Annotated in this window: 22 protein-coding genes and 1 tRNA gene; 12 read left to right on the top strand and 11 right to left on the bottom strand. The window is 68.4% G+C overall.

Annotation, left to right across the window (positions count from 1 at the left end; all coding sequences use genetic code 11):
- Positions 1–10: 10 nt before the first annotated feature.
- From F1193_RS02365 to F1193_RS02335, 7 genes are all read left to right on the top strand, one after another.
- Complete coding sequence (locus F1193_RS02365; protein WP_150096074.1) at positions 11–2275, top strand: heavy metal translocating P-type ATPase; 2265 nt, start codon at positions 11–13, stop codon at positions 2273–2275.
- Positions 2276–2405: 130 nt separating this feature from the next.
- A complete protein-coding gene (ccoS, locus tag F1193_RS02360) occupies positions 2406–2618 on the top strand; it encodes a cbb3-type cytochrome oxidase assembly protein CcoS (protein WP_150096073.1) in 213 nt (70 codons plus the stop codon).
- A gap of 239 nt (positions 2619–2857) precedes the next feature.
- Entirely contained in the window at positions 2858–3667 is an 810-nt protein-coding gene (locus F1193_RS02355; RefSeq protein ID WP_170263282.1) for a universal stress protein, read from the top strand.
- 194 nt (positions 3668–3861) lie between these two features.
- Positions 3862–4233: a hypothetical protein gene (locus tag F1193_RS02350; protein WP_150096071.1), complete on the top strand. Its 372-nt coding sequence runs from the start codon at positions 3862–3864 to the stop codon at positions 4231–4233.
- A gap of 455 nt (positions 4234–4688) precedes the next feature.
- Positions 4689–5378 (top strand): hypothetical protein, encoded by a 690-nt coding sequence (locus F1193_RS02345; RefSeq protein ID WP_150096070.1) that lies wholly within the window; start codon positions 4689–4691, stop codon positions 5376–5378.
- 383 nt (positions 5379–5761) lie between these two features.
- Positions 5762–6868, top strand: coding sequence for an ImmA/IrrE family metallo-endopeptidase (locus tag F1193_RS02340; RefSeq protein ID WP_246164074.1), 1107 nt, complete (start codon positions 5762–5764; stop codon positions 6866–6868).
- Positions 6865–7332 carry a PIN domain-containing protein gene (locus F1193_RS02335; RefSeq protein ID WP_150096068.1) on the top strand — a complete coding sequence of 156 codons (468 nt, stop codon included), beginning with the start codon at positions 6865–6867 and terminating at the stop codon, positions 7330–7332. The genes F1193_RS02340 and F1193_RS02335 overlap by 4 nt, the downstream gene beginning before the upstream one ends.
- Before the next feature lie 67 nt (positions 7333–7399).
- On the opposite strand, the gene F1193_RS02330 is transcribed toward F1193_RS02335, so the two are convergent.
- A tRNA-Ser gene (locus F1193_RS02330) sits at positions 7400–7493 on the bottom strand.
- A gap of 279 nt (positions 7494–7772) precedes the next feature.
- Positions 7773–8042: an SEL1-like repeat protein gene (locus tag F1193_RS02325; protein ID WP_150096067.1), complete on the bottom strand. Its 270-nt coding sequence runs from the start codon at positions 8040–8042 to the stop codon at positions 7773–7775.
- A gap of 323 nt (positions 8043–8365) precedes the next feature.
- Here F1193_RS02325 and glk point away from each other — a divergent pair, with 323 nt between their 5' ends.
- Positions 8366–9337, top strand: coding sequence for a glucokinase (gene glk, locus F1193_RS02320; protein ID WP_150096066.1), 972 nt, complete (start codon positions 8366–8368; stop codon positions 9335–9337).
- Between the two features lie 229 nt (positions 9338–9566).
- Positions 9567–9833, top strand: coding sequence for an SWIB/MDM2 domain-containing protein (locus F1193_RS02315; RefSeq protein ID WP_150096065.1), 267 nt, complete (start codon positions 9567–9569; stop codon positions 9831–9833).
- A gap of 471 nt (positions 9834–10304) precedes the next feature.
- Here the strand turns inward: F1193_RS02315 and F1193_RS02310 are convergent, their stop codons facing one another.
- From F1193_RS02310 to F1193_RS02300, 3 genes are read right to left on the bottom strand one after another with little or no spacing between them, the layout of a single operon-like run.
- The gene (locus F1193_RS02310) at positions 10305–12107 is read right to left on the bottom strand and encodes a glycoside hydrolase family 15 protein (RefSeq protein WP_150096064.1); all 1803 of its coding nucleotides are present in this window, start codon (positions 12105–12107) and stop codon (positions 10305–10307) included.
- On the bottom strand, positions 12104–12943 hold the full coding sequence (gene otsB / locus F1193_RS02305; protein WP_150096063.1) for a trehalose-phosphatase: 840 nt from the start codon (positions 12941–12943) through the stop codon (positions 12104–12106). The genes F1193_RS02310 and otsB overlap by 4 nt, the downstream gene beginning before the upstream one ends.
- The gene (locus F1193_RS02300) at positions 12940–14343 is read right to left on the bottom strand and encodes an alpha,alpha-trehalose-phosphate synthase (UDP-forming) (protein ID WP_150096062.1); all 1404 of its coding nucleotides are present in this window, start codon (positions 14341–14343) and stop codon (positions 12940–12942) included. The genes otsB and F1193_RS02300 overlap by 4 nt, the downstream gene beginning before the upstream one ends.
- Positions 14344–14579: 236 nt before the next feature.
- On the opposite strand from F1193_RS02300, the gene F1193_RS02295 reads away from it, so the two are divergent.
- Positions 14580–15353, top strand: coding sequence for an SDR family NAD(P)-dependent oxidoreductase (locus F1193_RS02295; protein WP_150096061.1), 774 nt, complete (start codon positions 14580–14582; stop codon positions 15351–15353).
- A gap of 249 nt (positions 15354–15602) precedes the next feature.
- On the opposite strand, the gene menA is transcribed toward F1193_RS02295, so the two are convergent.
- The 6 genes from menA to F1193_RS02265 all read right to left on the bottom strand — a co-directional run bounded on the left by menA (position 15603) and on the right by F1193_RS02265 (position 22997).
- On the bottom strand, positions 15603–16520 hold the full coding sequence (menA, locus tag F1193_RS02290; protein WP_150096060.1) for a 1,4-dihydroxy-2-naphthoate octaprenyltransferase: 918 nt from the start codon (positions 16518–16520) through the stop codon (positions 15603–15605).
- Positions 16517–17707 (bottom strand): geranylgeranyl diphosphate reductase, encoded by a 1191-nt coding sequence (locus F1193_RS02285; protein ID WP_150096059.1) that lies wholly within the window; start codon positions 17705–17707, stop codon positions 16517–16519. Before F1193_RS02285 ends, menA begins: the two co-directional genes overlap by 4 nt.
- Before the next feature lie 3 nt (positions 17708–17710).
- Positions 17711–19057: a BCD family MFS transporter gene (locus tag F1193_RS02280; protein ID WP_210247281.1), complete on the bottom strand. Its 1347-nt coding sequence runs from the start codon at positions 19055–19057 to the stop codon at positions 17711–17713.
- On the bottom strand, positions 19054–19929 hold the full coding sequence (gene chlG, locus F1193_RS02275) for a chlorophyll synthase ChlG (RefSeq protein WP_246164073.1): 876 nt from the start codon (positions 19927–19929) through the stop codon (positions 19054–19056). The genes F1193_RS02280 and chlG overlap by 4 nt, the downstream gene beginning before the upstream one ends.
- 152 nt (positions 19930–20081) lie before the next feature.
- On the bottom strand, positions 20082–21512 hold the full coding sequence (gene ppsR / locus F1193_RS02270) for a transcriptional regulator PpsR (protein WP_210247280.1): 1431 nt from the start codon (positions 21510–21512) through the stop codon (positions 20082–20084).
- Positions 21513–22118: 606 nt separating this feature from the next.
- Positions 22119–22997 carry a cobalamin B12-binding domain-containing protein gene (locus tag F1193_RS02265; protein ID WP_170263279.1) on the bottom strand — a complete coding sequence of 293 codons (879 nt, stop codon included), beginning with the start codon at positions 22995–22997 and terminating at the stop codon, positions 22119–22121.
- A gap of 322 nt (positions 22998–23319) precedes the next feature.
- Here F1193_RS02265 and bchF point away from each other — a divergent pair, with 322 nt between their 5' ends.
- Entirely contained in the window at positions 23320–23880 is a 561-nt protein-coding gene (gene bchF / locus F1193_RS02260) for a 2-vinyl bacteriochlorophyllide hydratase (RefSeq protein WP_210247279.1), read from the top strand.
- Between the two features lie 30 nt (positions 23881–23910).
- On the top strand, positions 23911–25206 hold the full coding sequence (locus tag F1193_RS02255) for a ferredoxin:protochlorophyllide reductase (ATP-dependent) subunit N (protein ID WP_150096056.1): 1296 nt from the start codon (positions 23911–23913) through the stop codon (positions 25204–25206).

The raw sequence follows: 25206 nt of genomic DNA, 5'->3' as shown, positions 1-25206 counted from the left end.
GGCTGCAACGATGAACGAGGGGCGGGATCTGTCGGTTTTCGTCACCCGGCTCGACGGCGGCGTCGCCCGCATGGATCTTGCGGTCGAGGGCATCACCTGCGCCGCCTGCATGATCGAGATCGAGGGCGGGCTTTCGGCGCTGCCGGCGGTCACCCGCGCCCGCGTCAACCTGACCAACCGCCGCGTCGCGGTGGAATGGAAGGACGGCGAGGTCGATCCGGCGCGGCTGATCGACCGGCTCAGCGAGCTCGGCTACCGCGCCCATCCGTTCGACCCCGCCCAGGCCGAGGCCGAGGAGGCGCGCGAGGCGCGCTGGCTGCTCACCTGCCTCGCGGTCGCCGGCTTCGCGGCGATGAACATCATGCTGCTGTCGGTGTCGGTGTGGTCGGGCAACGTCACCGACATCACGCCGGAGACGCGCGACTTCTTCCATTGGCTCTCCGCGCTGATCGCCATTCCCGCCGTCGCCTATGCCGGCCAGCCGTTCTTCCGCTCGGCCATGCGGGCGCTGCTGCACGGCTCGCTCAACATGGACGTGCCGATCACCCTCGGCGTGCTGCTCGCGGTCGGCATGAGCGTGGTCGAGACCATGAACCACGCCGAGCACGCCTATTTCGACTCGGCGGTGATGCTGCTGTTCTTCCTGCTCACCGGCCGCTTCCTCGACATCAACATGCGCCGCCGCACCCGGGCGGTCGCCGGCAATCTGGCGGCGCTGAAGGCGGAGACCGCCGTCAAGTTCGTCACCCCCGCCGAGATTTCCGAGGTGCCGGTGGCGGCGATCAGGCCGGGCGACCTCGTGCTGGTGCGGCCGGGCGAGCGCATCGCCGTCGACGGCGTGGTGGAGGAGGGCCGCTCCGAGGTCGATGCGGCGCTGGTGACCGGCGAGAGCGCGCATGCCGCAGTCGAGCCCGGCACGCCGGTCTATGCCGGCACGGTCAATATCAGCGGCACGTTGCGCGTGCGGGTGGCGGCGGCGGCCTCCGGCACGCTGCTCGACGAGGTGATGCGGCTGCTCGACCACGCGGTGCAGGCGCGCTCGCGCTATGTCCGCCTCGCCGACCGCGCGGCGAAGCTCTACGCGCCGGTGGTGCACCTCACCGCGCTGCTCACCTTCGCCGGCTGGATGCTGGCCGGCGCGCCCTGGCAGACGGCGCTGGTGGTGGCGATCACCGTGCTGATCATCACCTGCCCGTGCGCGCTGGCGCTGGCGGTGCCGACGGTGCAGGTGGTGGCCTCGGGCGCGCTGTTTCGCCGGCAGGTGCTGCTCAATGCCGGCGACGCCATCGAACGCTTCGCCGCGGTCGACACCGTGGTGTTCGACAAGACCGGCACGCTGACCGCGCCGGAGCCGGCGGTCGCCAACCGCGACGCCATTCCGCCGGATGTGCTGGTGCTCGCCGGCCGCCTCGCGCTCGGCAGCCGCCACCCGATGGCGGCGGCGCTGGCGCGGGCCGCCGGCGCCCGCCAGCCGCTGGCGGGGGCGCGCGAGGAGCCCGGCCAGGGCGTTTGCGCCAGCCTCGACGGCGTCGAGATCCGGCTCGGCCGGCCGTCCTTCTGCGGCGCCGACGCCGAGGCCGCGGCGCTGGCGGCCGCCGAGCCCGACGCCTCGCTGATCGCCTTTTCGCACGGCGAGGCGCGCCACGTGTTCGCGCTGCGCCAGATGCTGCGGCCGGACGCCGCCGCCGTGGTGGCCGAGATCGCCGCGCGCGGCTACGCGATCGAGATGCTGACCGGCGACCGCGCCGCCCCGGCGGCGCAGGCGGCCCAAGCGCTGGGCATCGCGAACTGGCGCGCCGGCCTGACGCCGGCCGAGAAGATCGCCCGCATCGCCGAACTCAAGGCGGCCGGCGGCACGGTGATGATGGTCGGCGACGGGCTGAACGATGCGCCCGCTCTCGCCGCCGCCGACGTGTCGCTGTCGCCGGTCACCGCGGTGCACCTGGCGCAGGCGGCGGCCGACGCGGTGTTTCTCGGCGAGCGACTGGCGCCGGTGGCGGCGACGCTGGCGATCTGCGGCAATGCGCGGCAGCTCATGCGCCAGAACTTCCTGCTCGCTGTCGTCTATAATGCGATCGCCGTTCCGGTGGCGATCGCCGGGCTGGTGACGCCGCTGATCGCGGCGCTGGCGATGTCCGGCTCCTCGCTGCTGGTCACGGTCAATGCGTTGCGGGCGGGCATCGGCGCGGACGGGCCGCGTGCTCTCGACGACCAGGCGGCGGATGCGCCGCCGGTGAGCCGGCAGCCGGCGCGCGAGCAGCCGGCGGAAAGCTAGAATGTCCGCCGGTCCGGCTGAACCGGACGGACGCTTCAAGCTTCGAGTTGTCGCATTCTCTTTCGCAAAGCCGGTTCCCACTTTTGCGGAGAATGCTCCAGACGAGTTTCCACGAGAGGAGAGGCGCGCGATGGAGGTTCTGGTCTATCTCGTGCCGATGGCGCTGATGCTCGGCCTGCTCGGCCTCGGCGCGTTCGTGTGGTCGATGAAGACCGGCCAGTTCGACGACCTCGACGGCGCGGCGTGGCGGGCGATCATGGACGATGACGACGCGCCGCCGCGCCGGCCGGAACAGGGCGAACCCGCCGCCAAGACCGCCCCGCCGGGAAAGCCCGCGGCGTGAGGCCTGCAGCGTGACGCTTGCGCCGTGACTGTTGCGCCGCAACTCTTGCGCCGCAGTTTGGGCGTCCGTCCCCCTCCTTTGGACGTACGGATTCGGCTGGCCGGGACGACGCCCGGGCCTGACCGGTTGGCACCCCCGACCAAGGATGGTTTGACGCGGCGCAAGAATTTTCGATGATGTTGGTCCAACGACATCCGGCAGCACGCACGCCGGCAAAAAATAGAGGGAGGACTGACCACATGGCGCTTGCGAACATCCTGGTTCATCTCGATTCGACCCCGCGCACCGGCGTGCGGCTGGCCTTGGCGGTTCGCCTCGCCGAGCGGTTCGGCGCCCGGCTTACCGGCCTGTTCGCGGAGGTGTCGGAGGCCTATCGCGTCGGCGTCGTCGCCACCTGGCCGAGCGCCGAGCATCTGGCGGCGGTGGCCGCCGCCCGCGCTACGTTCCAGGTCGCGACATCCAAGCTCGGCGAGCGCGCCGCCTTCGAGGAGGTCAATCGTGGCGGCGAGCAGGAGATCCTGGCCCGCACCACCGATATCGCCCGCACCTTCGATCTCGTGATCCTCGGCCAGACCGAGGAGGGCGTGCGGGTGCCGGTCGACCTGCCCGAGCAGGTGATCCTGGAGAGCGGCCGGCCGGTGCTGGTGATTCCCTATGCCGGCAGCTATTCCGACCTCGGACGCCGGCCGCTGTTCGCCTGGAACCGCTCGCGCGGCGCCGCCCGCGCGCTGCACGACGCCCTGCCGCTGATCGCCGACGGCGCCGCCGGGCTGGTGGTGGAGGCGCGCCGCCCCAGCGAGCCGCTCGACGAGTTCACCGAGCTGGTGATCGCCCAGCTCGCCGCCCACAGGATCGCCGCGCGCTTCCAGGGCGTCGTCGTCGACGAGATCAAGCTGATGGATACGCTGCTGAACCAGGCCGCCGACCATTCGGCGGATCTGCTGGTCATCGGCGCGTTCGACAGCAGCGGCTTCTCCTTCCTCGGCCGCGGCTCCGGCACCCGCTACATCCTGCGCCACATGACGCTGCCGACGCTGTTCTCGCATTGATGCGGTACCGGGCCTTGTCCCGGCCACCCACGTCTTTGTTTTAAAAGACGTTCAAGTCGTGGATGCCCGCGCAGGCAAATTCATGCAGCCTGCGCAAGCTTGGCTGCAAGCACGGGCATGACAGGTCATGTCTTGCCGCCCTTGGTATAAGGTGATCGGCAAGTCATGGCGTCGGGCTCACGCAGGAGGTCAGGATGCAGGAAGAGATGCACACCGAGAGGCTGGTCAAGATCCAGGCCGCCGTCCACGGGCCTCTCCCGTTCGCCGCGGCATTGGTCGCCGTGCTGGCCCTGCTGGCCGTCTACATGCTCATCGCGTGGCTGATCTATGCGCTGGCGGTCCATGCGTGGCCGATCTTCATCGCGCTGGTGCTGCTGGCGGCGTGGTGGATCTCGCGCCGCGCCGGCGCCGACCAGCCGCCACGGCACGCCGCGCCGGCATCCGCATTCGAGCGCGAAGGCCAGGCGCCTGATCTTGGGCGTCAGATCGACGCCGAGGCGGTCGAGACCGCGCCGCATCCCGATGGCGGGCCGGACGGCCGCAACGGTCCCCCGACGGCAGGTTGACCGCAGCGCCGCCGCGCCGGCAAGCCGGGGATGCTTTGCCGGCTTGCATCTCTCCGCCTTGGCCAACCGTTGCCACCGGCCCCGGACGCGCGGGGGCGTCGACTCTTGCGAATTTTCTTCAATTAAATCAACGATTTCACGAAATCTGCACGCGGAACCAACGGTTGGCTATCGCCGCCGTTGGCATGACCGGCCTTCGGGGGCAGCTCGATCCTGCATGTCGAGCGAGATCAGAGTTGTTACCATTTTGTTTAACTATAGAAATTAACCGCAAGTCTTTGGCGATCCTGCCAGCATATCCCAGCAAATCCTGCCACATTAATACTAACTGACGGATATTAAAGCCAGCTAATTATTAAATGATACCTTCCGTGCCGCCTTTCGAGCCGCGAATGACGCTTGCGTCGCGCTCGTGGTCGTTCTGAACCAAAGGTAATGGCACGAGGAGTTTCCGTATGACGATCCTGTGGAGCGCTGTGCTTGCCGCGGCTGTCTCAATTGTTTTGCCGGCTTCCTCAATGGCTTACACCAAGCATCCGCGCGCCGAGCAGGTTCGGGGTCACAGTCTCGGCGGAACCTGCGCGAAAAACGGGACCTGCGCGAAAAAGGCCCGGACGGCGTCGAAGACCTCGCCCGCTAGGGCATCCGCCGATCTGATCGAACCGGACGAGCGCTCTAAGTCTTTGAGCAGTCGCATTCTCTTTCGCAAAACCGGTTCCCACTTTTGCGGAGAATGCTCTAGGGCATCCAGCACCGCGCGCATCGGGCGCGCGCGCACCCTTGCGGCGCGCGATCCCTCGGGGCTGGCGCTGACCGCCGGCGTGGTGAAGCCGCTGGCCGACAAGGCCGCCGAGATCGTCGCGGCCTGCGGGGCGCGGGTCATCAGCGGCGTCCGCCACACCCGCGTCGCCGGCACACGGACGATGTCGCTGCACGCCAGCGGGCAAGCGATCGACATGCGGGGCAACCCGGCCTGCATCTACCGGCATCTGCAGGGCTGGCCCGGCGGCTACACCACCGATTACGGCCGCGCGCAGCATGTCCACATCAGCTATGGCGGGCGGGAACACGGGCTGCGGTTCGCCCATGGCGGAAAGTCCCCGTCGCGCAAGGCGACGCGCAATATCCAGATCGCCCGCCGCTGAGGGGGGGCAACCTGCCGGCCGCTGGCGACGAAAAGTCCCGTAGGCATGCTCGGCGCGGATTGGTATGCGGGCGGGATTTTCAGGAAATGGCGGAGTTAGGGAAACGGGGTGCGAGTCTTCTAAACTGGCTTGTTCGTAAATGCTCGTAAATTGTGGAAGGTCGAGAATGTTGCGACTAGACCATCCGAGACCACCGCAGAGCCTCAAGAATCCGATGCGCTCAATCGACTCGCACCTCAATTCGCCGCTTCCGTCGAGCCGCCGCATAAGGCAAGAAGAACCTCTGGTCTACGCCGCTACGCCGAGAGCCTGATATGCCTCGATCCGCACCAGTCATTGGCGTAACGCCAGCTGTTCTGAGATGGGCGCGCGAGAGTGCGAACATGTCGACGGCCGACGTCGCCGAACGGCTCAAGAAGGCGGTCAAACTTATCGAGGCTTGGGAGAGCGGTGAGGATGCGCCGACTTATCCCCAGTTGGAGACGCTGGCCTACGAGGTCTACAAGCGTCCGTTGGCCCTGTTCTTTATGCCGGTTCCGCCGGAGGAGCCGCGCGCCCGAGCCGAATTCCGATCGCTGCCTGATGCCGACCTTGCCCATCTTACGCGCGATACGACCTTGCTGATCCGCAAGGCGCGCGCCTTTCAGTTTGCCCTAATCGATCTGTATGGAGATCGGAACCCGGTCGCACAGCCTATCTGGCGACAGGTGCGGGTGGACCCGCGCGGCAATGTTGCGCAGCAGGCTGCGCGCGTCCGGCACGCGTTGGGCGTCAGCCTTGAGGACATCAGGCAGCAGCCAGACGATGACAGCGCCCTGAAACTGTGGCGGCGTGCCATCGAGCGCAGCGGTGTTCATGTCTTCAAGGAGAGTTTCAAGCAGAGAGAACTCTCCGGCTTCTGCCTGTGGCATCCAGAGTTCCCGATCATCCTGATCAACAATAGCACGACGAAGACCCGGCAGGTTTTCAGCCTGATGCACGAGCTAGCGCATTTGCTGTGCGACCGCAGCGGCATAAGCCGGTTCGATGATAGGGGCATTGATGACCTCCCCCCGCCCGATCGGGCCATCGAGCGTTTCAGCAATGCGTTGGCGGGGGAAATACTCGTGCCCATGGTGGACTTTGCGGCCGCCACTGCAGCATTCGCGCATGACCGGGCCAGCGATGAGCAATTTTCCGCACTGGCTACGCGCTATCGTGTGAGCCGGAGCGTGATCCTGCGCCGTTTCGTCGAGCGCGGTGCGGCGACAATGGATTTCTACCTCGCAAAGGACCGCGAGTGGGCGGAGCAACGCCGCGAAACGGCAGGTGGTGGCGGAAGCTACTACAACACCCAAGGGGCCTATCTTAGCGAGCAGTTCCTTCGGGAAGTCGTGTCGCGCTACTCGCGCCGTCTCCTGACCAAGGCCGAAGCGGCAGACCTTATCGGCGTGAAGCCGCGCAATTTCGAGCGGTTCGAAGAACTCGTGCTGCGGGGCGCCGCCGCATGATCTACGTCTTCGACACAAACACGTTTTCGGAGATGAGCCCTCTGCTTCCAGACGTCTTCCCCGCATTCTGGGTGCGGTTTGAAGCGGCCGTTGCCGCTGGTGAGATCACTTCAACACGTGAAGTGCTACGAGAACTCAGCGACGGCGCAAATAACCATGTGCTTGATTGGTGCAACCGTAACAGGACGATTTTCGCAACGCCTGACGATGCTGAGACCTCGTTCCTCCCGCGCATCTTTGCGGTGCCCCACTTCCAACAGATTATCAGCGAGAAAGCGCGTCTTCGTGGCACCCCAGTTGCCGATCCCTTCATCATTGCGCGGGCTCACGCGCTGGGCGGAACCGTGGTGACTGAGGAAAGCCCACGCCCCAACAAGCCCAACATTCCCGCCATTTGCCAGCATTTCAACATACCCTGCATGAAGCTTGGCGACTTCATGCGGGCTATGCGCTGGACATTTTAGGGCGCTATCTGGGCAGTACGATATAATTGCTATCAGCTTTTCGCAATTCTGCGAATTTCTGCGCAAATGGCGGAGCCGGAGGGATTCGAACCCTCGATAGGGCTTTACAACCCTATAACGGTTTAGCAAACCGCCGCCTTCAGCCTCTCGGCCACAGCTCCACGTGCACAGCTATGCCCGACGACGGCGAGGCTGGCAAGCCGGCTGTTCAGGCCGCCCGCACGATGGCACCGTGCCGGGCGTCTGCGCCGCGATCGCTGCCGGTCCGGGCCACGCGCCTGTGCGAAGGCGGACTTTTGAGCGTTATCCGACCTGACGGCGTCAGATCGGATGCGCCAGATGTGTGCGTTTCCGCGTTCTCTTTCGCACAACCGGTTCGCACGTTTGTGGAAAATGCCTTGGCCGTCGAAGGTCACCCTGTCCTGGTCGGCGCGTCCCGGTCAGCGCCCTTTGGCCCATTCGCGGGCGGCGCGCAGCGCGGTGGCGATCTCGACGTCGCTCATCTCGGCCGCCAGCTCGCGCCGCAGCCGGATCGCTTCGGCATTGCCGCGCATGGCTGCGAGATTGAACCATTTGTGGGCGGTCACCCGGTCCGTATCCACCGCGCCGCCCGTCGAGTACATCAGGCCCAGACGATAGAAAATGTCGCCCGATGCCTGCCCGGCGGCGATCGCGGCGGTCTCCAATTCGGCGATCTCATAGCGCCCCATGATACTCTCCCGTCGGATACCGGCGGTATTGCCGGTGAACTATCCTGTCGCGCCTCCCAAGCCCGACGATCGAAACAATGAAGACAACAATTGAATCGTCGTTTAATCGTTGCAGCTAATGAATCGTTGCTGTGATTTATGCGGGTCCGCATTCACGCGGCATTAAGCAACAACGCGCGTTAAGCCTGCCGATTTCCGAATGTTGCAGGGGGCGCTGTGGCCGCCGCCGTGCCGGTGGGAGGGGCAAGCCCGCCGCGGGCCGGGCCGCCGGCTTCGGGGCGGGTCTCTTGCGCCGCCGCGCCCGCTGGCTTAGGGCGGTCGGCATGATCACCGCGCCGGCTGTTTCCGATGCCACGCTGCTCGCCGATCTCGGCGGCACCAATGCCCGGTTCGCGCTGTATGAGGGCGGCCGGCTCGGCCGCATCGTCCGGCTGCCGGTGGCCGAGCATGCGAGCCTGCCGGCGGCGATCGCCGCCTTCCTGGCCGCCGAGGGCGCCGGCCGGCGCATCGGCCGCGCCGTGCTGGCGATCGCCGGGCCGGTGGAGGACGGGCGCGCCGACTTCACCAATACCGACTGGGTCGCCGATTCGGCGGAGCTTGCGCGCACCTTCGGCTTCGCCGCGGTGCGGCTGGTCAATGATTTCGCCGCCCAGGCCTGGGCGCTGCCCGATCTCGCCGCGGCGGATCTGCACCCGCTCGGCGGCGGGCCGGCGGTGGCCGGCGCGCCGATGGCCGTGCTCGGCCCCGGCACCGGGCTTGGCGTCGCGGCCCTGGTGCCGGCCGCCGGCGGCGCCGTCGCGGTCGCCACCGAAGGCGGCCACGTCACGCTGCCCGGCACCTCGGCGCGCGACGACGCCATCATCGCCATCCTGCGCCAGCGCTTCGGCCACGTGTCGGCGGAATGCGTGCTGTCGGGGCCGGGGCTGGTCAATCTGCACGCGGCCATCGCCACGCTCGACGGTGCTGCCCACACGCCGCGCAGCGCCGCCGACATCACTGCGGCGGCGCTGGCCGGCACCTGCCCGGTGTGCCGCGCGGCGCTCGATACGTTCTGCGCCATGCTCGGCACGGTGGCCGGCAACCTCGCGCTGTCGTTCGGCGCGCGCGGCGGGGTGTTCGTCGCCGGCGGCATCGCGCCGCGCATCGTCGAGCATCTGGCGCGCTCGGCGTTTCGGGCGCAGTTCGAGGCCAAGGGCCGGTTTCGCGACTATCTGGCGGCGATTCCGGTGCATGTCGTGCTGCACTCCGATCCGGCCTTCGTCGGACTTTCGGCCATCGCGCGCTCCGGCGGATAGACCTCGGGCTCGGCCGGCCGGGAAAATCCGCCGATCGGCATTCAAATCTGGCGGGAACCCGCTATGGTGCCGGGAATCGCAGGCGGGTCCGCTCGCGGGCGCCTGTTTCCGGGGATCGCTGTGCGATCGTTCGTGAACCGGATCATTCGAAAACCCCGACCGCGCCGGTTTCGTCTCGAACCAGCCGTGGTCAGGCCCGGGAAGCCAAGAGGACCAATCGGAGGACACGATGGCCACTACGACAAAGACCGGAAAGCCCAACGCCCTGCAGAAGCCCATGCAGCCTTCGCCGGAACTGGCGGCGGTGGTCGGTGCCGGTCCGCTGGCCCGCTCCGAGGTCGTGAGCAAGATCTGGGACTACATCAAGTCCAACAACCTGCAGAATCCCGCCAACAAGCGCGAGATCCTCGCCGACGACAAGCTGCAGAAGGTGTTCGGCAAGGACAAGGTGTCGATGTTCGAGATGAACAAGTTCATCTCCGCCCACCTGAAGTGATGCTGCCACCGGGGGATCGCATCGTGATCTCCCGGGCGACGCAGGGTGCCGCCATTTTCAGACGTTTGATGCGGTTTCCGGTTGATTGGTTCGGCTTCTTCCTTCCCTCTCCCGCAAGGGGAGAGGGTGGCGAAACCGAGCGAAGCGAGGTCGAGCCGGGTGAGGGGTAAATCCTGACGCGCCTTTCAGAATTCACCCCTCACCCGCCTCGCGATCTTCGATCGCTCGGCACCCTCTCCCGCAAGGGGAGAGGGAGAGAGCGCGGCTCCCGGCCCGCGGTTGATCCCTTTCGGGGCGCCGGAAACGGTCTCGCCGAAAACCCCAGGTCTTCAATAGAGTCTCGATAACGGGATTTTCGGCGATCGGAATACGGCTCGAAGGCTTGATCGGCCGGAAACCGTATCAGACGTTCAATCAAGACGTTCGAGACGGTTTCCGGTTGATCCCGAAGGGATCATCCGGGAGCCGCACTCAGAGCGCATCCTCCCAGCTTCGGCTGAGGCGCACCGCGCTGTTGATCAGGCCGACCATCGAATAGGTCTGCGGGAAGTTTCCCCACAGTTCGCCCGTCGCCAAGTCGGCGTCCTCGGACAAGAGCCCGAACGAATTGCGGTAGCCGAGCAACTGCTCGAACAGTTCGCGCGCCTCCTCGGGCCGGCCGATCGCCCACAGCGCGTCGACATACCAGAAGCCGCAGATCAGGAAGCCCGTCTGCATGTGGCCGAAATCGTCGGCGGTGTCGTAGCGCACGAACAGCTTGCCGCGGCGCAGCGCCGCGCCGACCGCTTCGACGGTGGACACGAACCGCGGGTCGTCCGGCTTGACGAAGCCGAGGTCGGCCAACAGCAGCAGCGTGGCGTCGAGGTCCTCGCCGCCGAAGGTCGAGACGAACGAATTGCGCGTGGGGTTGAAGGCGCGGTCGGCGATCACCGCGTGCATGCGGTCGGCCTCCGTCCGCCAGATCTTCGCCCGCTCCGGCCGCCCCAGGCCGTTGGCGATCAGCGCCAGCCGGTCGGCCGCCGCCCAGCACATGACGCTGGAGAAGGTGTGGACGGACGCCTTGGTGCGCAGCTCCCACGGTCCGGCGTCGGGCACGTCGAACACCGCCACCGCGCGGGCGGCCAGCCGTTCGAGTCCGGCGAACAGGTCGCTTTCGCCTCTGCGGATCAGCCGCCGGTCGAAAAAGGCGTGCACGGCGGCCAGCACGAGGGCGCCATAGGCGTCGTTCTGGATCTGCGTGTAGGCGGCGTTGCCGATGCGCACCGGCCCCATGCCGCGATAGCCGGTCAGCGCCGGGGCGAGACGCTCTTCGAGTTCGACCTCGCGGGTGATGCCGAACAAAGGCGGCATGTCGAGCCGGCCCGGCAATTGGCCGAGATCGCCGGCGATATTGGTCATGTAGGTGGCGAACGCCTCCATGGTGCTGGTCTGGCCGAGGCGGTTCAGGGCGTTGATGACGAAATAGGCGTCGCGCAGCCAGCAATAGCGGTAGTCCCAGTTGCGCTCGGTGCCCGGCGCTTCCGGAATCGAGGTGGTGAGGGCGGCGACGATGGCGCCGGTCTCCTCGAAATTGCACAGCTTGAGGGTGATCGCCGCGCGGATCACCGCCTCCTGCCATTCGAAGGGGATGGACAGCGCGCGCACCCAGTCGCGCCAGTGGTCGACGGTCGAATCCAGGAACTCGCGCGCCGTCGAATCGGCGTTCGAGCGCAGCGGTTCGTCGGCGCCGAGAAAGAACGACATCGGCCGGTCGATCACGAACTGGCGCTGTTCGAGGATGTAGGACACCGGCGCGTCGGTGGTCAGCCGCACGGTCTGGCTCGGGCCGACATAGCGGATGTGGTTGGCGCCGCGGGTGATCTCCGGCTTGCGGGCGCCGCACTCGAAGGTCGGCTGCACCCGCACCACCAAATGCGGCCGCCCGCGCAGCGGCTGCACCCGCCGGATCAGCGAGGGCGGACGATGGATGCGGCCGAAATGGGTGAAGCGCGGCGCGAAATCGACGATCTCCAGCGCGTTGCCGTCGCGGTCTTCGAGCACCGAGACCAGCACGGCGGTGTTGTCGAGATAATGCTGCCGGCAGGATACTTGGCCGACCAGCTCCATTGCGAAGCTGCCGCAGGCGTCGTCGGCCTTGCGGCCGCCGTCGAGCAGCTCGTTGAAGATCGGATCGCCGTCAAATCGGGGGAAGCAGCACCACACGATGCGGGCGCGGCGATCGATCAGCGCGGCCACCATGCAGTTGCCGATGACCGCCAGATCGAGCGAACTCATAGAAGCTCCGTGGTCGTGGGAACGGTTGCAGCGGTGGACGAGGCAGGGACTTTGGCCGGCACAAAGCCGATCGGCTCGCCATCCGCCCAGCGCGCGATGCGGGCGCGCACCTCGGCCGGCGAGGCGAGGCGGGCCTGCGCCCGCGTCGGGCCGGCGCCGACATGGATGGTGAGGCCGCCGCGGGCGTTCACCACTTCGAACCCGTGCTCGTCGGTGAGGTCGTCGCCGATGAACACCGGGCAGCGGTCGCGATAGGGCGGCTCGGCCAGAAAGCGGGAGATCGCCACGCCCTTGGAGGCGCCCACCGGCACGATCTCGGCCACCGCCTTGCCGTGCTGCAGCCGGTAGGCGCCGCCGAGATCGGCGACGATCGCCGTCATCGCCGCCAGCGCGTCCTCGGCGCGCTCGGGCGCCAGGCGCCAGTGCAGCGAGACGGCCTTGCCCTTGTCCTCGACCAGCAGGCCGGTGTCCGCCCCGAACCGGTGCTTCAGGTCGTCGACCATGCGGCGAAAGTGCGTCGGCACGCCATGCTCGAAATGCGTCCGCTCGCCGAGGCGGCACTCGGCGCCGTGCAGGCCCGAGGCATCGAAGCGGAAGGGCGCGAACAGCGCATCCAGGGTCGCGAGGTTGCGGCCGGAGACGATGGCGAGCGCGCCGCCGAGCCGATGCTGCAGCCGCACCAGCGCGTCGAGCGTGGCGGGATCGAGCACCACCGCGTCCGGCCGCTCGGCGATGTCGACGAGGGTGCCGTCGAAATCGAGAAACAGGGCGAAGCGGTGCGATGCGGGGCTGCCGGCGTCGGGGCCCGGCAAGTCCGGCTGAAGGGAGTCTGTCATGCGATGGTCTCGGTCCGGCTGACGCCGGGGCTCAAAAAGGGAGGGGCGGCAGCATTGGCGCTGCCGGTCAGGGCGTCGACGAAGCTTTGCGTCCACCAACCAATATCCTGCCGGCACAGGCCGTCAAACAGAACCCGCCAGCGGGCGATGCGTTCGTCCTTCGGCATCAGTAGCGCGGTGCTGATGGCCTCGGCGACCTCGAACTTGTCGAACGGATTGACGATCAGCGCCTCGCGCATCTGCGCGGCGGCGCCAGCGAAGCGCGACAGCACCAGCACGCCGGGGTCGTCCGGGCGCTGGGCGGCGACGTATTCCTTGGCGACCAGGTTCATGCCGTCGCGCATCGGCGTCACCAGCCCGACGGCGGCGTTGCGGAACAACCCGGCCAGCACCGCGTGGGTATAGGCCCGCTTGACGAAGCGGATCGGCATCCAGCTCGGATCGCCGAGCGTGGAGTTGATGCGGCCCAGCGTCTCGTCGGTCTGCCGGCCGAGCTGCTCATATTCGAGCACCTCGCTGCGCGAGGGCGGCGAGATCTGCAGCAGCATGACATTGCCGCGCCGGTCGGGATTGGAAATCATGAACCGCTCGAAGGATTCCAGCCGCTCGACGATGCCCTTCGAATAGTCGAGCCGGTCGACGCCGATCACCAGCCGCCGGGCGCCAAGCTCGGACATGGTGCGGGCCACGACCGAATTGCTCTCGGCGCGCTGGGCGGCGATGCGGAACGCCGCGGTGTCGATGCCGATCGGCAGCGCGATGATCCGCGGCGCCGCGTCCGGCGTGCCGCCCGGAGTCTCGGCGAACGAGCGGGCGAGGTTGCCGGCGTCGCGCTCGGTCTGCACGCCGACGAGGTCGTAGGCCTTGAGCGCCGCCAGAAGGTCGTCCGAGCCCGGCAGCGCGCCGAACACGTCGATCGGCGGCCAGGGAATGTGGTGGAAATAGCCGATGCGGTTGGTGATGCCGAGCCGGCGCAACTCGGCCGCGAACGGGATCAGGTGATAGTCGTGCACCCACACGAGGTCGTCCGGCTGGATGATCGCCGCCAAGGCCAGGGCGAAGCGCCGGTTGACGCGCATGTAGCCGGAGAACTCGGCCCGGGAGAACTGGGTGAGCCCGAGCCGGTAGTGCATGTTCGGCCACAAGGCGCGGTTGGCGAAGCCGAGGTAATACTCGTCGCGGTCGATCGGGGCGATGTCGACCACCGCATAGCCCACCTTGCCGCGCTGCACGATCTGCGGATGCTCGGCTGGCGCCGCGGCGACCCGGCCGCTCCAGCCGAACCAGATGCCGCCACGCTCGCGCAGCGCCGCCCGCAGCGCCACGGCCAATCCGCCGACGCCGATCTTGCCTTCCCTGTCCGGCGCCGACACCCGGTTGGAGACAACGACGAGACGCATGGAGGCTCCAAGGATGGCTGCCAGTAATATGGCGGCCAGACGGACGGCGGCCAGGGCTTTCGCGGGCGCAACATCCAACGCTTCAGCTTGGGCAAAGTTCATTGCGCTGCGAAAACGCCGGGTTTGGCTGGCCTTCCGGCGGGAAATCCGGCGGGCGGACCGGTGCGGCGACCCTCGCCCGATGCGCTGGCCTCGCATATGGTGCGCCATCGTCCCCATTGCCCGCGCAGGCCACCATGTACGCGATGCTCGATCCGTCCCGCTTCACCGTTCTCGTCACCGGCGCCACCTCCGGCTTCGGCGAGGCGATCAGCCGCCGGTTCGCCGCGGCGGGGGCGCGCATCGTCGCCTGCGGCCGCCGCGCCGGGCGGCTGGAGACGCTCAAGGCCGAGCTGGGCGAACGCTGCCATGCCTTCGCGCTCGACGTGCGCGACGCCAAGGCGGTTCACGCCGCGGTGGCGGGGCTGCCCGCGCCGTTCCACGACATCGACGTGTGCGTCGCCAATGCCGGGCTGGCGCTGGGGCTGGAGCCGGCGCACCAGACCGATTTCGACGACTGGCAGCAGATGATCGAGACCAATTGCCTGGGCTTGGCCGCCACCGTGCACGCGGTGCTGCCGGGGATGGTGTCGCGCGGACGCGGTCATGTCGTCACCCTCGGCTCGATTGCCGGCGATCACCCCTATCCCGGCGGCAATGTCTACGGGGCCACCAAGGCATTCGTGCGGCTATTGGCGCAGAATCTGCGCGCCGACCTCGCCGGCACGGGGGTGCGGGCCACCAATATCGAGCCGGGGCTGGCCGAGACCGAGTTCTCGCTGGTGCGCTTCCGCGGCGACGCCGAGCGCGCGGACGGCCTCTACCGCAACGCCGATCCGATCACCGCCGAGGATGTCGCCGAGACGGTGTTCTGGGCCACGACGCTGCCGGCGCACCTCAACATCGTCCGCATGGAGATCATGCCGACCTCGCAGGGCTTCGGCCCGACGGTGGTGAAGCGGGGCGGGTGAGGGAGATGACAGGGCGGGGCGGGCGTCCGGCCTGACTCATCGCAGCCGGGAGCCGCGTTCCTTCCCTCTCCCCTTGCGGGAGAGGGTGGCGAGGCCGAGCGAAGCGAGGTCGAGCCGGGTGAGGGGTGCATATGGGCGAACGCTGGCGGATTCACCCCTCAGCTGCCTCGCGATCTATCGATCGCTCGGCACCCTCTCCCGCAAGGGGAGAGGGAAGGAAGAAGCTGGCACTCGCGGCCGGAAACCGTCTCACACGCCGATCAGGAGCCCGACCACCAGCAGGCCGCCGAGCACGGCCTGGAACTGGGCAGTGCGGGCGAGGATCGCGTTGAGGTCGCGGCCGATCGGCTGGGCGGCCATGTCGCGGCTGAGGCTGAGCGCCAGAGGCAGGGCGGCAAGCGTCGCCAGCGGGCCGAACGAGCCGGTCGCGAGCGCCACGACGATGCCGAACAGGCAGGCGCCGACCAGGAACAGCCGGTAGAGCCGGCGGGTGGCGTCGGGGCCGAGCAGGATCGCCAGCGTGCGGCGGCCGGACGCCGCGTCGCCCTCGCGGTCGCGGTGGTTGTTGACCAGCAGCACGGCCGCCGCCGGCAGGCCGATCTGCAGGCCGCAGGCGATCGCCGCGAGCGACCACGTGCCGACCATCAGCCAATAGGTGCCGAGCACCGCCACGCCGCCGAAGAAGGCGAGTACGAATACCTCGCCGAACGGCGAATCGGAGATCGGCCAGGGGCCGCGCGAATAGCAGTAGCCGGCGACGATCGAGGTCGCGGCGATCACCGCCATCGGCGGGCCGCCGATCGCCACGGCGAGCGCGCCGGCCGCCGCCGCATAGAGAAAGGCGGCGTAGGCCATGCGCTTGACGGCGTCCGGCGCGATCAGGCCGCTCGCGGTCACCCGCGTCGGGCCGAGCCGGTCGGCGGTGTCGAGGCCGGTCCTGGCGTCGCGCCAGTCATTGAACAGGTTGGTGCCGATCTGGATGGCGAGCGCCGCCGACAGCGCCAGCAGGAACTGCGGCAGGGCGAAGCTGCCGGTGACGGAAAGTGCGGCCGCCGCGCCGGTGAACACCGGCACGATGGCCATCGTCAGCGTCTTGGGGCGGATGGCGAGCCACCACGCCGCGGCCGGCGCCGTTGCTGCGCCGGCCGGTCCGTTGCCCGCCGTCACGGGCGGACGACGCCGAGCAGGTGGGCGATGTCCTTGAACAGGATCTTGACGTGCGCCGCCGGCTTCTTGCGCACCAACTCCTTGTTCATGTAGGCCTCCCACGTCAGCTTCTGGACGTCCTTGTCCTGGCAGATGCTGACGAAGCGCTCGCGCCGCTTGTCGTTGCTGTAGAAGAAGCGCTGCAGCAGGCCGAGGATCCAGAACACCCGGCCGTGGTCCTTCATGAAGCGCTTGCGGGCGGTGGTGAGCGCGCGGGCATCGCCGGTGGCGAGGAACTGCTCGACCGCCTCGGCGGCGAGGCGGCCGCCGGTCATGGCGTAGAAGATGCCTTCGCCCGAAGCCGGCGCCACGACGCCGGCGGCGTCGCCGGCCAGCAGCACGTCGCGGCCATTGTCCCAGCGCTTGAGCGGATGCAGCGGGATCGGCGCGCCCTCGTGGCGGATCATCTCGCAGCCTTCGAGGCCGGCGCGCTTGCGCAGGATCGCCGTGGCGTCGCGCAGCGCGAAGCCCTTGTGGGCGGAGCCGACGCCGACGCTGACGGTCGGCCCGTGCGGGAACACCCAGCCGTAGAAGTCGGGCGAGACGTCGCCCTGGTAATAGACGTCGCAGCGGCGCGGGTCGTAGGTGCCGGTGCCCGCCGCCGGGGCGTTGATGATCTCGTGATAGGCGAAGACGTAGGGCACCTTGTCGGCGCCCGGCACGGTCTGGCGCGCCACTTCCGAGCGCGCGCCGTCGGCGCCGATCACCGCATGCGCCCGCACGGCGGCCAGTTCGCCGCCGCCCTTGGGCTGGTAGCGCACCAGCGCCACGCCGTCGCTGTCGCGGTCGATGCGCTCGAAGGTGCCGACGCGCCGCTCGGCGCCGGCCTGGGCTGCGCGCTCGCGCAGCCATTCGTCGAAGGTGGCGCGGTCGACCATGCCGACATAGCCGTCCTCGATCGGCATATCGACTTCCTTGTTCGAGGGCGCCACCATGCGCGCCGCCGTGACCTTGGCGACGATCTGGGAGTCGGGAATCTCGAAGTCGCGGATCGCGCGCGGCGGAATGGCACCGCCGCACGGCTTGATGCGGCCGGCCTTGTCCAGCAGCAGCACCGTATGGCCGCGCCGGGCGAGATCGGTCGCCGCCGTCGCGCCGGCCGGGCCACCGCCGACCACCACCACGTCGAAGGTTTCGTGCCCGCTCATGGCTCATCCCCTCCCTGTGCCGGCGGCGAAGCTTTCCTCGCCCGTCCGGACCCGGTCGCGCGCGACCGGCTGATCAAGACCGTGAATCTGCGTTGCGAGACCGGCGGAGACGACGAACAGCAGCGCTTCCGTCGCGAACACGCCGGTATAGGCGACCACCGGGTCGCCGACGACATAGCGGACGATATCGACGGCGACCGTGCCGACGAACCCCCCAAGCCCGAAGGCCAATGCCTGCGAGGCGCCCCACAGGCCCATGCGCACGCCTTCGCGCGCGGCATGGCCCCGGCCGGCGAGGCCCATCATCGAGGCGATGGCGGCGCCAGCAAAGGCGCCGTTCGCCGCACCGAGCACAAATACCGATGCCCTGAGCGGCCAGCCCGGCCCGACCACACCGGCGGCGACGAGGCTGGCCAGCGCCGCCGCCGACACCAGGCAGCCGCCGACCACCCAGTGGCGCATCGAGCCCAGCCGGCCGCGGCAGAGCGCCGAGCCGGCGAGGGCCACGGCGATCAGGCCGGCCAGCACGCCGCTGTGCTGGATGCCGGACAGCTTGGTCGATTCGCCCGGCGTCATGCCGAACACCGCGCCGGCAAACGGCTCCAGGATCAGGTCCTGGGCGGAATAGGCCAGCATCGACATGAAGAGAAAGACGGTGAAGCGGCGCGCCTCGGGCTCGGCCCACACCTCGGCGAGCGCGACGCGGAAGGGCGGCTTGGCCTCCGGCGCCGTGGCGGGCGCGGGGGGCGCCTTGCCTTCGACGCCCCACACGGCGACGACGGCGAGCAGGAAGGCTGCCACCGCCAGCCCCGACGTGACCGCCACCAGCCGCTCGGGCGAGAACGGATCGAGCAGGCTGCCGGCGACACCTGCGGTCACCGCGAAGCCGGCGATCATCATGATCCAGACGATGGTGGCGGCCGGGGCGCGCCGCGGCTCGGCCACGCGCTTGGCCAGCAGCACCAAGAGCGAGGTGCCGGCGGCGCCGACGCCGACGCCGATCAGCGTGAAGGCGATGACCGCCAGCAGCACGCCGGCGGTGACATTGGTCGACATCCAGGCGGTGGCCAGCGACGCGCCGATGCCGCCGAGGCCCAAGACCGCCATGCCGCCGATGATCCAGGGCGTGCGGCTGCCGCCGACGTCGGAGCCGTAGCCCCAGCGCGGCCGCAGCGTCTGCAGCGCGTAATGCCACGTGACCAGCGCGCCGGGCAGCATGGCCGGCAGCGCCAGCTCCACCACCATCACCCGGTTCATGGTCGAGGTGGTGAGGACGATGATGGCGCCCAGAGCAGTCTGGACCAGGCCGAGGCGGATGATGCCGAACCAGCTCAGGGGCTTGCCGATCATGCGCCCCCCGAGCCGAGGGCGAAGGCGGCGGTCAGCATGCCAAGAACATAAAGCGTGGTGCCGGTGGCGTTGTACCAAGCGGCCTTGCCCTTGGGATCCTTGAGCAGCGGCACCATCAGCACGAACTGCGCCGCCAGCAGCACGGCCACGATGACGGCGTGGACCGGCCGGTCCCAATGGGCCAGGAGCGCGATCACCACCACCTGCGGCAGCGCCATCACCACGCAGGCGAGGCGGGCGGCGGTGTCCTCGCCCAGCATCACCGGCAGCGAGTGCACGCCGAGCTTGCGGTCGCCCTCCACCGCCTTGAAGTCGTTGGTGGTCATGATGCCGTGGGCGCCGAAGCTGTAGAGGAAGGCGAGGAGAATGATGCGCCAGTCCGGCATCACGGCGGCCATCACGGCGGCGCCGGTGAACCAGGGCAGGCCCTCATAGCTCAGCGCCACCGCGCTGTTGCCGAGCCAGCCATTCTGCTTCAGCCGCACCGGCGGGGCGCTGTAGAGCCAAGCCAGCGCCAGCCCGACGACGGCGGCGCCGAGTACCCACGAGCCGAGCGTCGCGGCCACCGCCAGCGACAGCGCGGTGCCGATCATCGCAATATAAAGACCCCAGCGGCCGGGAATGCGGCCCGAGGGGATCGGCCGGTTCGGCTCGTTGATGGCGTCGACGTGGCGGTCGAACCAGTCGTTGATGGCCTGGCTGGTGGCGCACACCAGCGGACCGGCCAGCACGATGCCGGCCAGGATCACCGGCCATCGCTCCGACGCCGGCAGGCCGGAGGAGACCACGCCACAGGCGAAGGCCCACATGGGCGCGAACCATGTGATGGGCTTGAGCAGCTCAAGAACTGCAGCAGGGGTCGGGCGTTGCATGGCGCGGACACTATTCATGACACTTCGGGCCGTCAATTGAACCTGACAGTCGCACAGACCTCGTGCCAGACCGGATGGACGGCGGCACCAGAATGGCGGGGGGAAGGGGTGATGCGGTTTCCGGCCGATCGAGCCTTCGAACCGTATCCGGGTCAGCTCTCCTCGCCCTCCTCGGGGCCAAGGTCGCCCATGCCGAAGCGGCGCAGCTTGGCATAGAGGCTCTGGCGGCTTAAGCCCAGCATCTGGGCGGCGGAGGCGCGGTTGTCGCCGGTGTGGGTCAGCGCCGCCTCGATGCACAGCCGCTCGATCACGTCGGTGGTCTCGCGCACCAGCTCCTTCAGCGAGACGCGGCCGACCAGGCTGGTGAGCTGCTCCACCGAGCGCGGCAGCTGCTTCTCGCCGGCCGCCTCGCCGGTCTCGGGCCGCCGGGCGTGGCGGATCATGAAGCCGAAGCACGGCTGCTCGCCACTGTTCACCGACACCGCCGAGATCTCGACCTCCTCGATCGAGCCGAACTCGCCGTGCACCACGGTGCTGAAATTCCGCACCGAGCCGTATTCGCGCAGGTTCGCCACCAGCACGTTGAAATCGACGGTGTTGCGGCCGAGCCAGCGATCGAGCGGCTCGCCGCGCGCCTGTTCCTCGGTGGCGAGCTGGGCCATGTCGAGGAAGGCGGGGTTGGCGTCGAGAATCGCGTGGTCGGGCCCGGTGACGACCAGCGCGTCGGGCAGGCTGTCGACCACCTTGAGCAGCTTCGACTTGGCGCGCGCCAGGCCGGGCCCGGGCTCGTTGTGCAGCGAGGACAGCCGGATCAGGAAATGCGAGGCATTCTCCTGCCGGAAGATCGAGGCGGAGACCGAGAACTCCTGCTCGCCGTCGGCGAGGCGGGCGCGCACGTCGTCCGCCCAGCCGGCGCCGCGAACCGCCACCAGCAGGTTCTGCACCGCCGCCGCGCCGCTGTCGTTGAACAGCTCGGTGATCGCCCGGCCGACCAGCCGGCCGGCCGGCACGCCGAGAAGCTGGGCCGCGGCCGGATTGGCTTCCACGATCTTCTGCGTCGACACGTCGACGATCAGCACCGCCTCGGCGGCGAGGTGGAACAGCAAACGGTAGCGCGTCTCGGCGTGGCGCAGCCGGGCGTATTCGCGCTCCATCGACTGCTGGGCGGCCACCAGCCGCTGCTGCAGGCTGGCGATGGTGCGCAGATCGCGGCCGATCGCCACCACGCGGCCGTCATCGCCCAGCCGCACCGCCGAATATCGCACCAGGAACGTGCTGCCGCGCGGCGCCGGGTGGCTGATCTCGCGCCAGCGCGGGCTGGCGCCGGAGGCCGCCTCCTTGAGAAGCTGCTCGACCTTCGGCCGGCTCTCCAGCGTGACGGTGTCGACCCACTTCTGGCCCAGCCATTGGCCGTAGCCTTCCTTGTGCAGGTCCTCGCTGCCGAAGGAGACGTCCTCGATGACCCCGTCCCGATCGATGATCAGCGCGATGTCCGCCGCTGCCGCAATCAGCTTCGCTGCCCCGAGCGTGTCGAGCCCGCCGAGCGACTTCTCCGGAGTTTTGAATCGCGATACCGGGGTCAAGTGACCAGTCAACTTCCCTGATTGAAGCGCCCGATCCGACGGCCTCAGACCCGACGCCCTACATTATCGTCATGCCGCATCGTCATCGTCATGCCGCATCGTCGACTTGCCGCACCGACTTGCCGCACCGACTTGCCGCACCGACTTGCCGCACCGACTTGCCGCACCGACTTGCCGCACCGACTTGCCGAATCGTCCTGCCGCCGTCCCGTCCGCAAGACCGGATTGCCGCTCTTGCGAAGACTGCGACCGGAGACTGCGACCGCCTTGCCGCCCTGCGAATGAAACCCGACGCACGGTATCCACGTGACGGAAGATTTCATTCGCTGACTCGGCAATCTGTCGGCCGACAGGCCCTGACATTTGCAGATGCATTGCGGATGCAAAGGTCAGGAGTGGACCAGTTGAGCATCCGTCGACCGGCTGCGTCGGACAGATGCTCCAAGTTATTGCGTTAAAGCCGTCTCTTTCGCAAGGCCGGTTCCCGCTTTTGCGCAGAATGATCTGGAGCGTCCGCCGATCCGGTTGAACCATGCGGCCGCTCTAAGTTGTTGAGTTGTCGCATTCTCTTTCGCAAGATCGGTTCCCGCTTTTGCGGAGAATACTCTAGCACCGCCGCGCCATCAGGCCCAGCAGGCTCTGGGCCTGCAGGATCGCCTGGCGTCCGTCGACGGCCATCGCGTCGGCGCCGACCTGCGTCACCCGCTCGGGGTGGTCCGCAAACGCCGAGCCGCTGACCATGATGCCGACGGCATGGTTGCACGACGCCCGGCGGACGGCGCGGATGATCGCGGCCACCTGCTCCGGCGAGGTGTCCGTGTTCACCGTCAAGCCCACGAGATCGAACCATTCGCGCCGGACGATCGCCACCAGCTCGTCGACCGAGCCGGGGCTGCCGCCCCACACGTCCCAGCCGGCGCGGCGGAAGAACTCCTCGGCCATCCGCAGGCCGAAGGCGTTCTGCATCCCGAAGGTGCAGCAGGGGGTGTCGGGCAGCGAGGCCCACAGCACGCGGCGGCCATGGGTGTGGCTCTCGACCTCGGTCTCGAAGGCCGGGCTGTATTCGCGCAGGAGCTGCTGGAGATGGCACAGGCCGACGGTAACATCCGTCGAATCACATAGGTCGGCCTGCCACATTTCTTCGAGCAGGCGGGCCGTCGGCGCCAGCAGGTCGAGGAACAGCGTCTCCAGTGACAGCCCCTGCGTCCGCAGCGCCTCAATGTAGCCGCACGCTGCGGCAATGTCGTGGGACATCACGAGCTGGGCGAACTCGCCCACCTCGGCGGAACCCAGGGCCAGGCGGTCGACCAGCGACAGGGCCACGCTCGCCGGCTCCATCCGGTGGACCAGCATCAGGCGCGGGATGATCTCGCCCTCGATGGTGCGGGCGAGCTGGGCGGTTTCAACGAGCTGGGCGGTTTCCAGGTGAGGGCCGCCTGTCTGGGCGAATGGAACGGCGGCTCCTTCGGTCTCATCGTTCGGCAATCCATCTCGCGTTTCCGCAAGCGGCATCACGCCGGCCATGGGCGTCTCCCTGAGCTTGCCTCGATACACGTGGGGAGTGTTTTTTGAAACCGTAAGAGCAGGAGCGGCGGGCGCCGCCGGGCTCTCGACCCTCTTTTCGGGCCACTTAAGTACATTTCCGGGCAACATGCGATCAGGGCCTCCCCGTATTCGACTCCGTCATCGGTCGGCCGTAAAGTCGCGTTGACGTCCAAATTCTTTGACACGCGCTTGGGCCGGTTTTAGAGTCTCGTGTCTGAGCAGCGGGCTCGGCACGGTGGACCGGCGCGAGCGAGGAGAAGTGATGCGTCAGCCGGGCCAAAGAATGCCTCTCTATACCCCGGAAGAGCGTCTTCGCCGCGATGAAACGCGGTGGACCCTCGTACAGGGCGTGCTCGCCCCGCTGCAGTTTGCGGTATTTCTGGTGAGCCTGTGGTTGGTTGTCCGTTACCTCCTGACGGGGGACGGCTACGTTGCCGCAACCGTATCGGTCGTCGTCAAGACGCTCGTCCTCTATACCATCATGGTGACCGGCTCGATCTGGGAAAAGGTCGTGTTCGGCCGATATTTGTTCGCCCGCCCGTTCTTTTGGGAGGATGTGTTCTCCATCCTCGTGCTGGCGCTGCACACGGGCTATCTCGTGGCCCTGTTCGCCGGCGCCGAGCCGCGCAACCAGATGTTCCTCGCGCTCGCGGCCTACGTCACCTACGTCATCAACGCCACCCAGTTCGTGCTGAAGCTGCGCGCGGCGCGGCTCGACAGCGCGGCGGCGGCCAACGTGGCAGGCAAGACGGCTGGCGAGCAGGACGGTCCCGGTCAGGCGAGCCGTCAGGCGAACCCTGGCATGGTGGGGCTGACGAAATGACCGGGCTCGCGACATGAACGGGCTTGCGACATGAACGAGCTTGCGGCGGTGCCTCGGTCGACGGTCCCCTCGGGCTGCGGCGAGTTCGCGGTGCTGCGCGAGCGCGGCCAGCGCGAAGTGTTCTGCGGGCTGGCCGGCATCGTCTGGCTGCACCGCAAGATCCAGGACGCCTTCTTCCTCATCGTCGGCTCGCGCACCTGCGCCCACCTGATGCAGTCGGCCGCCGGGGTGATGATCTTCGCCGAGCCGCGCTTCGGTACCGCCATCATCGAGGAGCGCGACCTCGCCGGCACCGCCGACGCCAATGCGGAGCTCGACCGCATCGTCGCCCGGCTTCTGGAGCGGCGCTCCGACATCCGGCTTTTGTTCCTGGTCGGCTCCTGCCCGTCCGAGGTGATCAAGCTGGACCTCAATCGCGCCGCCGAGCGGCTCGACCACGCCTATACGGGCCGCGGCGTGCGGGTGCTCAGCTATTCCGGCAGCGGGCTGGAGACCACCTTCACGCAAGGCGAGGATGCCTGCCTCGCGGCGTTGGTGCGCGAGATGCCGGCGGAAGCCGCCGATGCGCCGCCCTCGCTGCTGGTGGTGGGCGCGCTGGCCGACGTGGTCGAGGACCAGTTCGGCCGGCTGTTCGCCGATCTCGGCATCGGGCCGGTGCGCTACCTGCCCTCCCGCCATGCCGACGACCTGCCGCCGGTCGGCCCCAGCACGCGGGTCTTGATGGCCCAGCCCTTCGTGTCCGACACGCTGCGGGCGCTGGAGCAGCGCGGGGCCAAGCGGCTCGTCGCGCCGTTCCCGTTCGGGGCCGAGGGCACCACGGCGTGGCTGGCGGCGGCGGCCGAGGCGTTCGGCGTCGCGCCCGAGCGGTTCCGCACCGTGACCGCGCTCGGCCAGGAGCGGGCCAAGCGGGCGCTGGCGCGCTATCGCGGCGAGCTCGAAGGCAAGCGCATCTTCTTCTTCCCCGACTCCCAGCTCGAAATCCCGCTGGCCCGCATGCTCGCGCGCGAACTCGGGATGACGCTGACCGAGGTCGGCACGCCCTATCTGCACCGCCAGAACCTCGCCGCCGAACTGGCCCTGCTGCCGCCGGACGTGGTGCTGAGCGAGGGCCAGGACGTCGAGTCCCAGCTCGACCGCTGCCGCGCCGCACGCCCCGATCTGGTGGTCTGCGGCCTCGGCCTCGCCAATCCGCTGGAGGCCGAGGGCCTGACCACTAAGTGGTCGATCGAACTGGTGTTCTCGCCCATCCACGGCTACGAGCAGGCCGGCGACCTTGCCGAGGTGTTCGCCCGTCCGTTGTTGCGTCGCACGCGGCTGGAGGTCTAG

Origin of the sequence: Blastochloris sulfoviridis (assembly GCF_008630065.1) — a bacterium.
In the GTDB taxonomy this organism is placed as follows: domain Bacteria; phylum Pseudomonadota; class Alphaproteobacteria; order Rhizobiales; family Xanthobacteraceae; genus Blastochloris; species Blastochloris sulfoviridis.
Note: the sequence above shows the minus strand (reverse complement) of the source record. Positions and strands in the feature narration are given on the sequence as shown.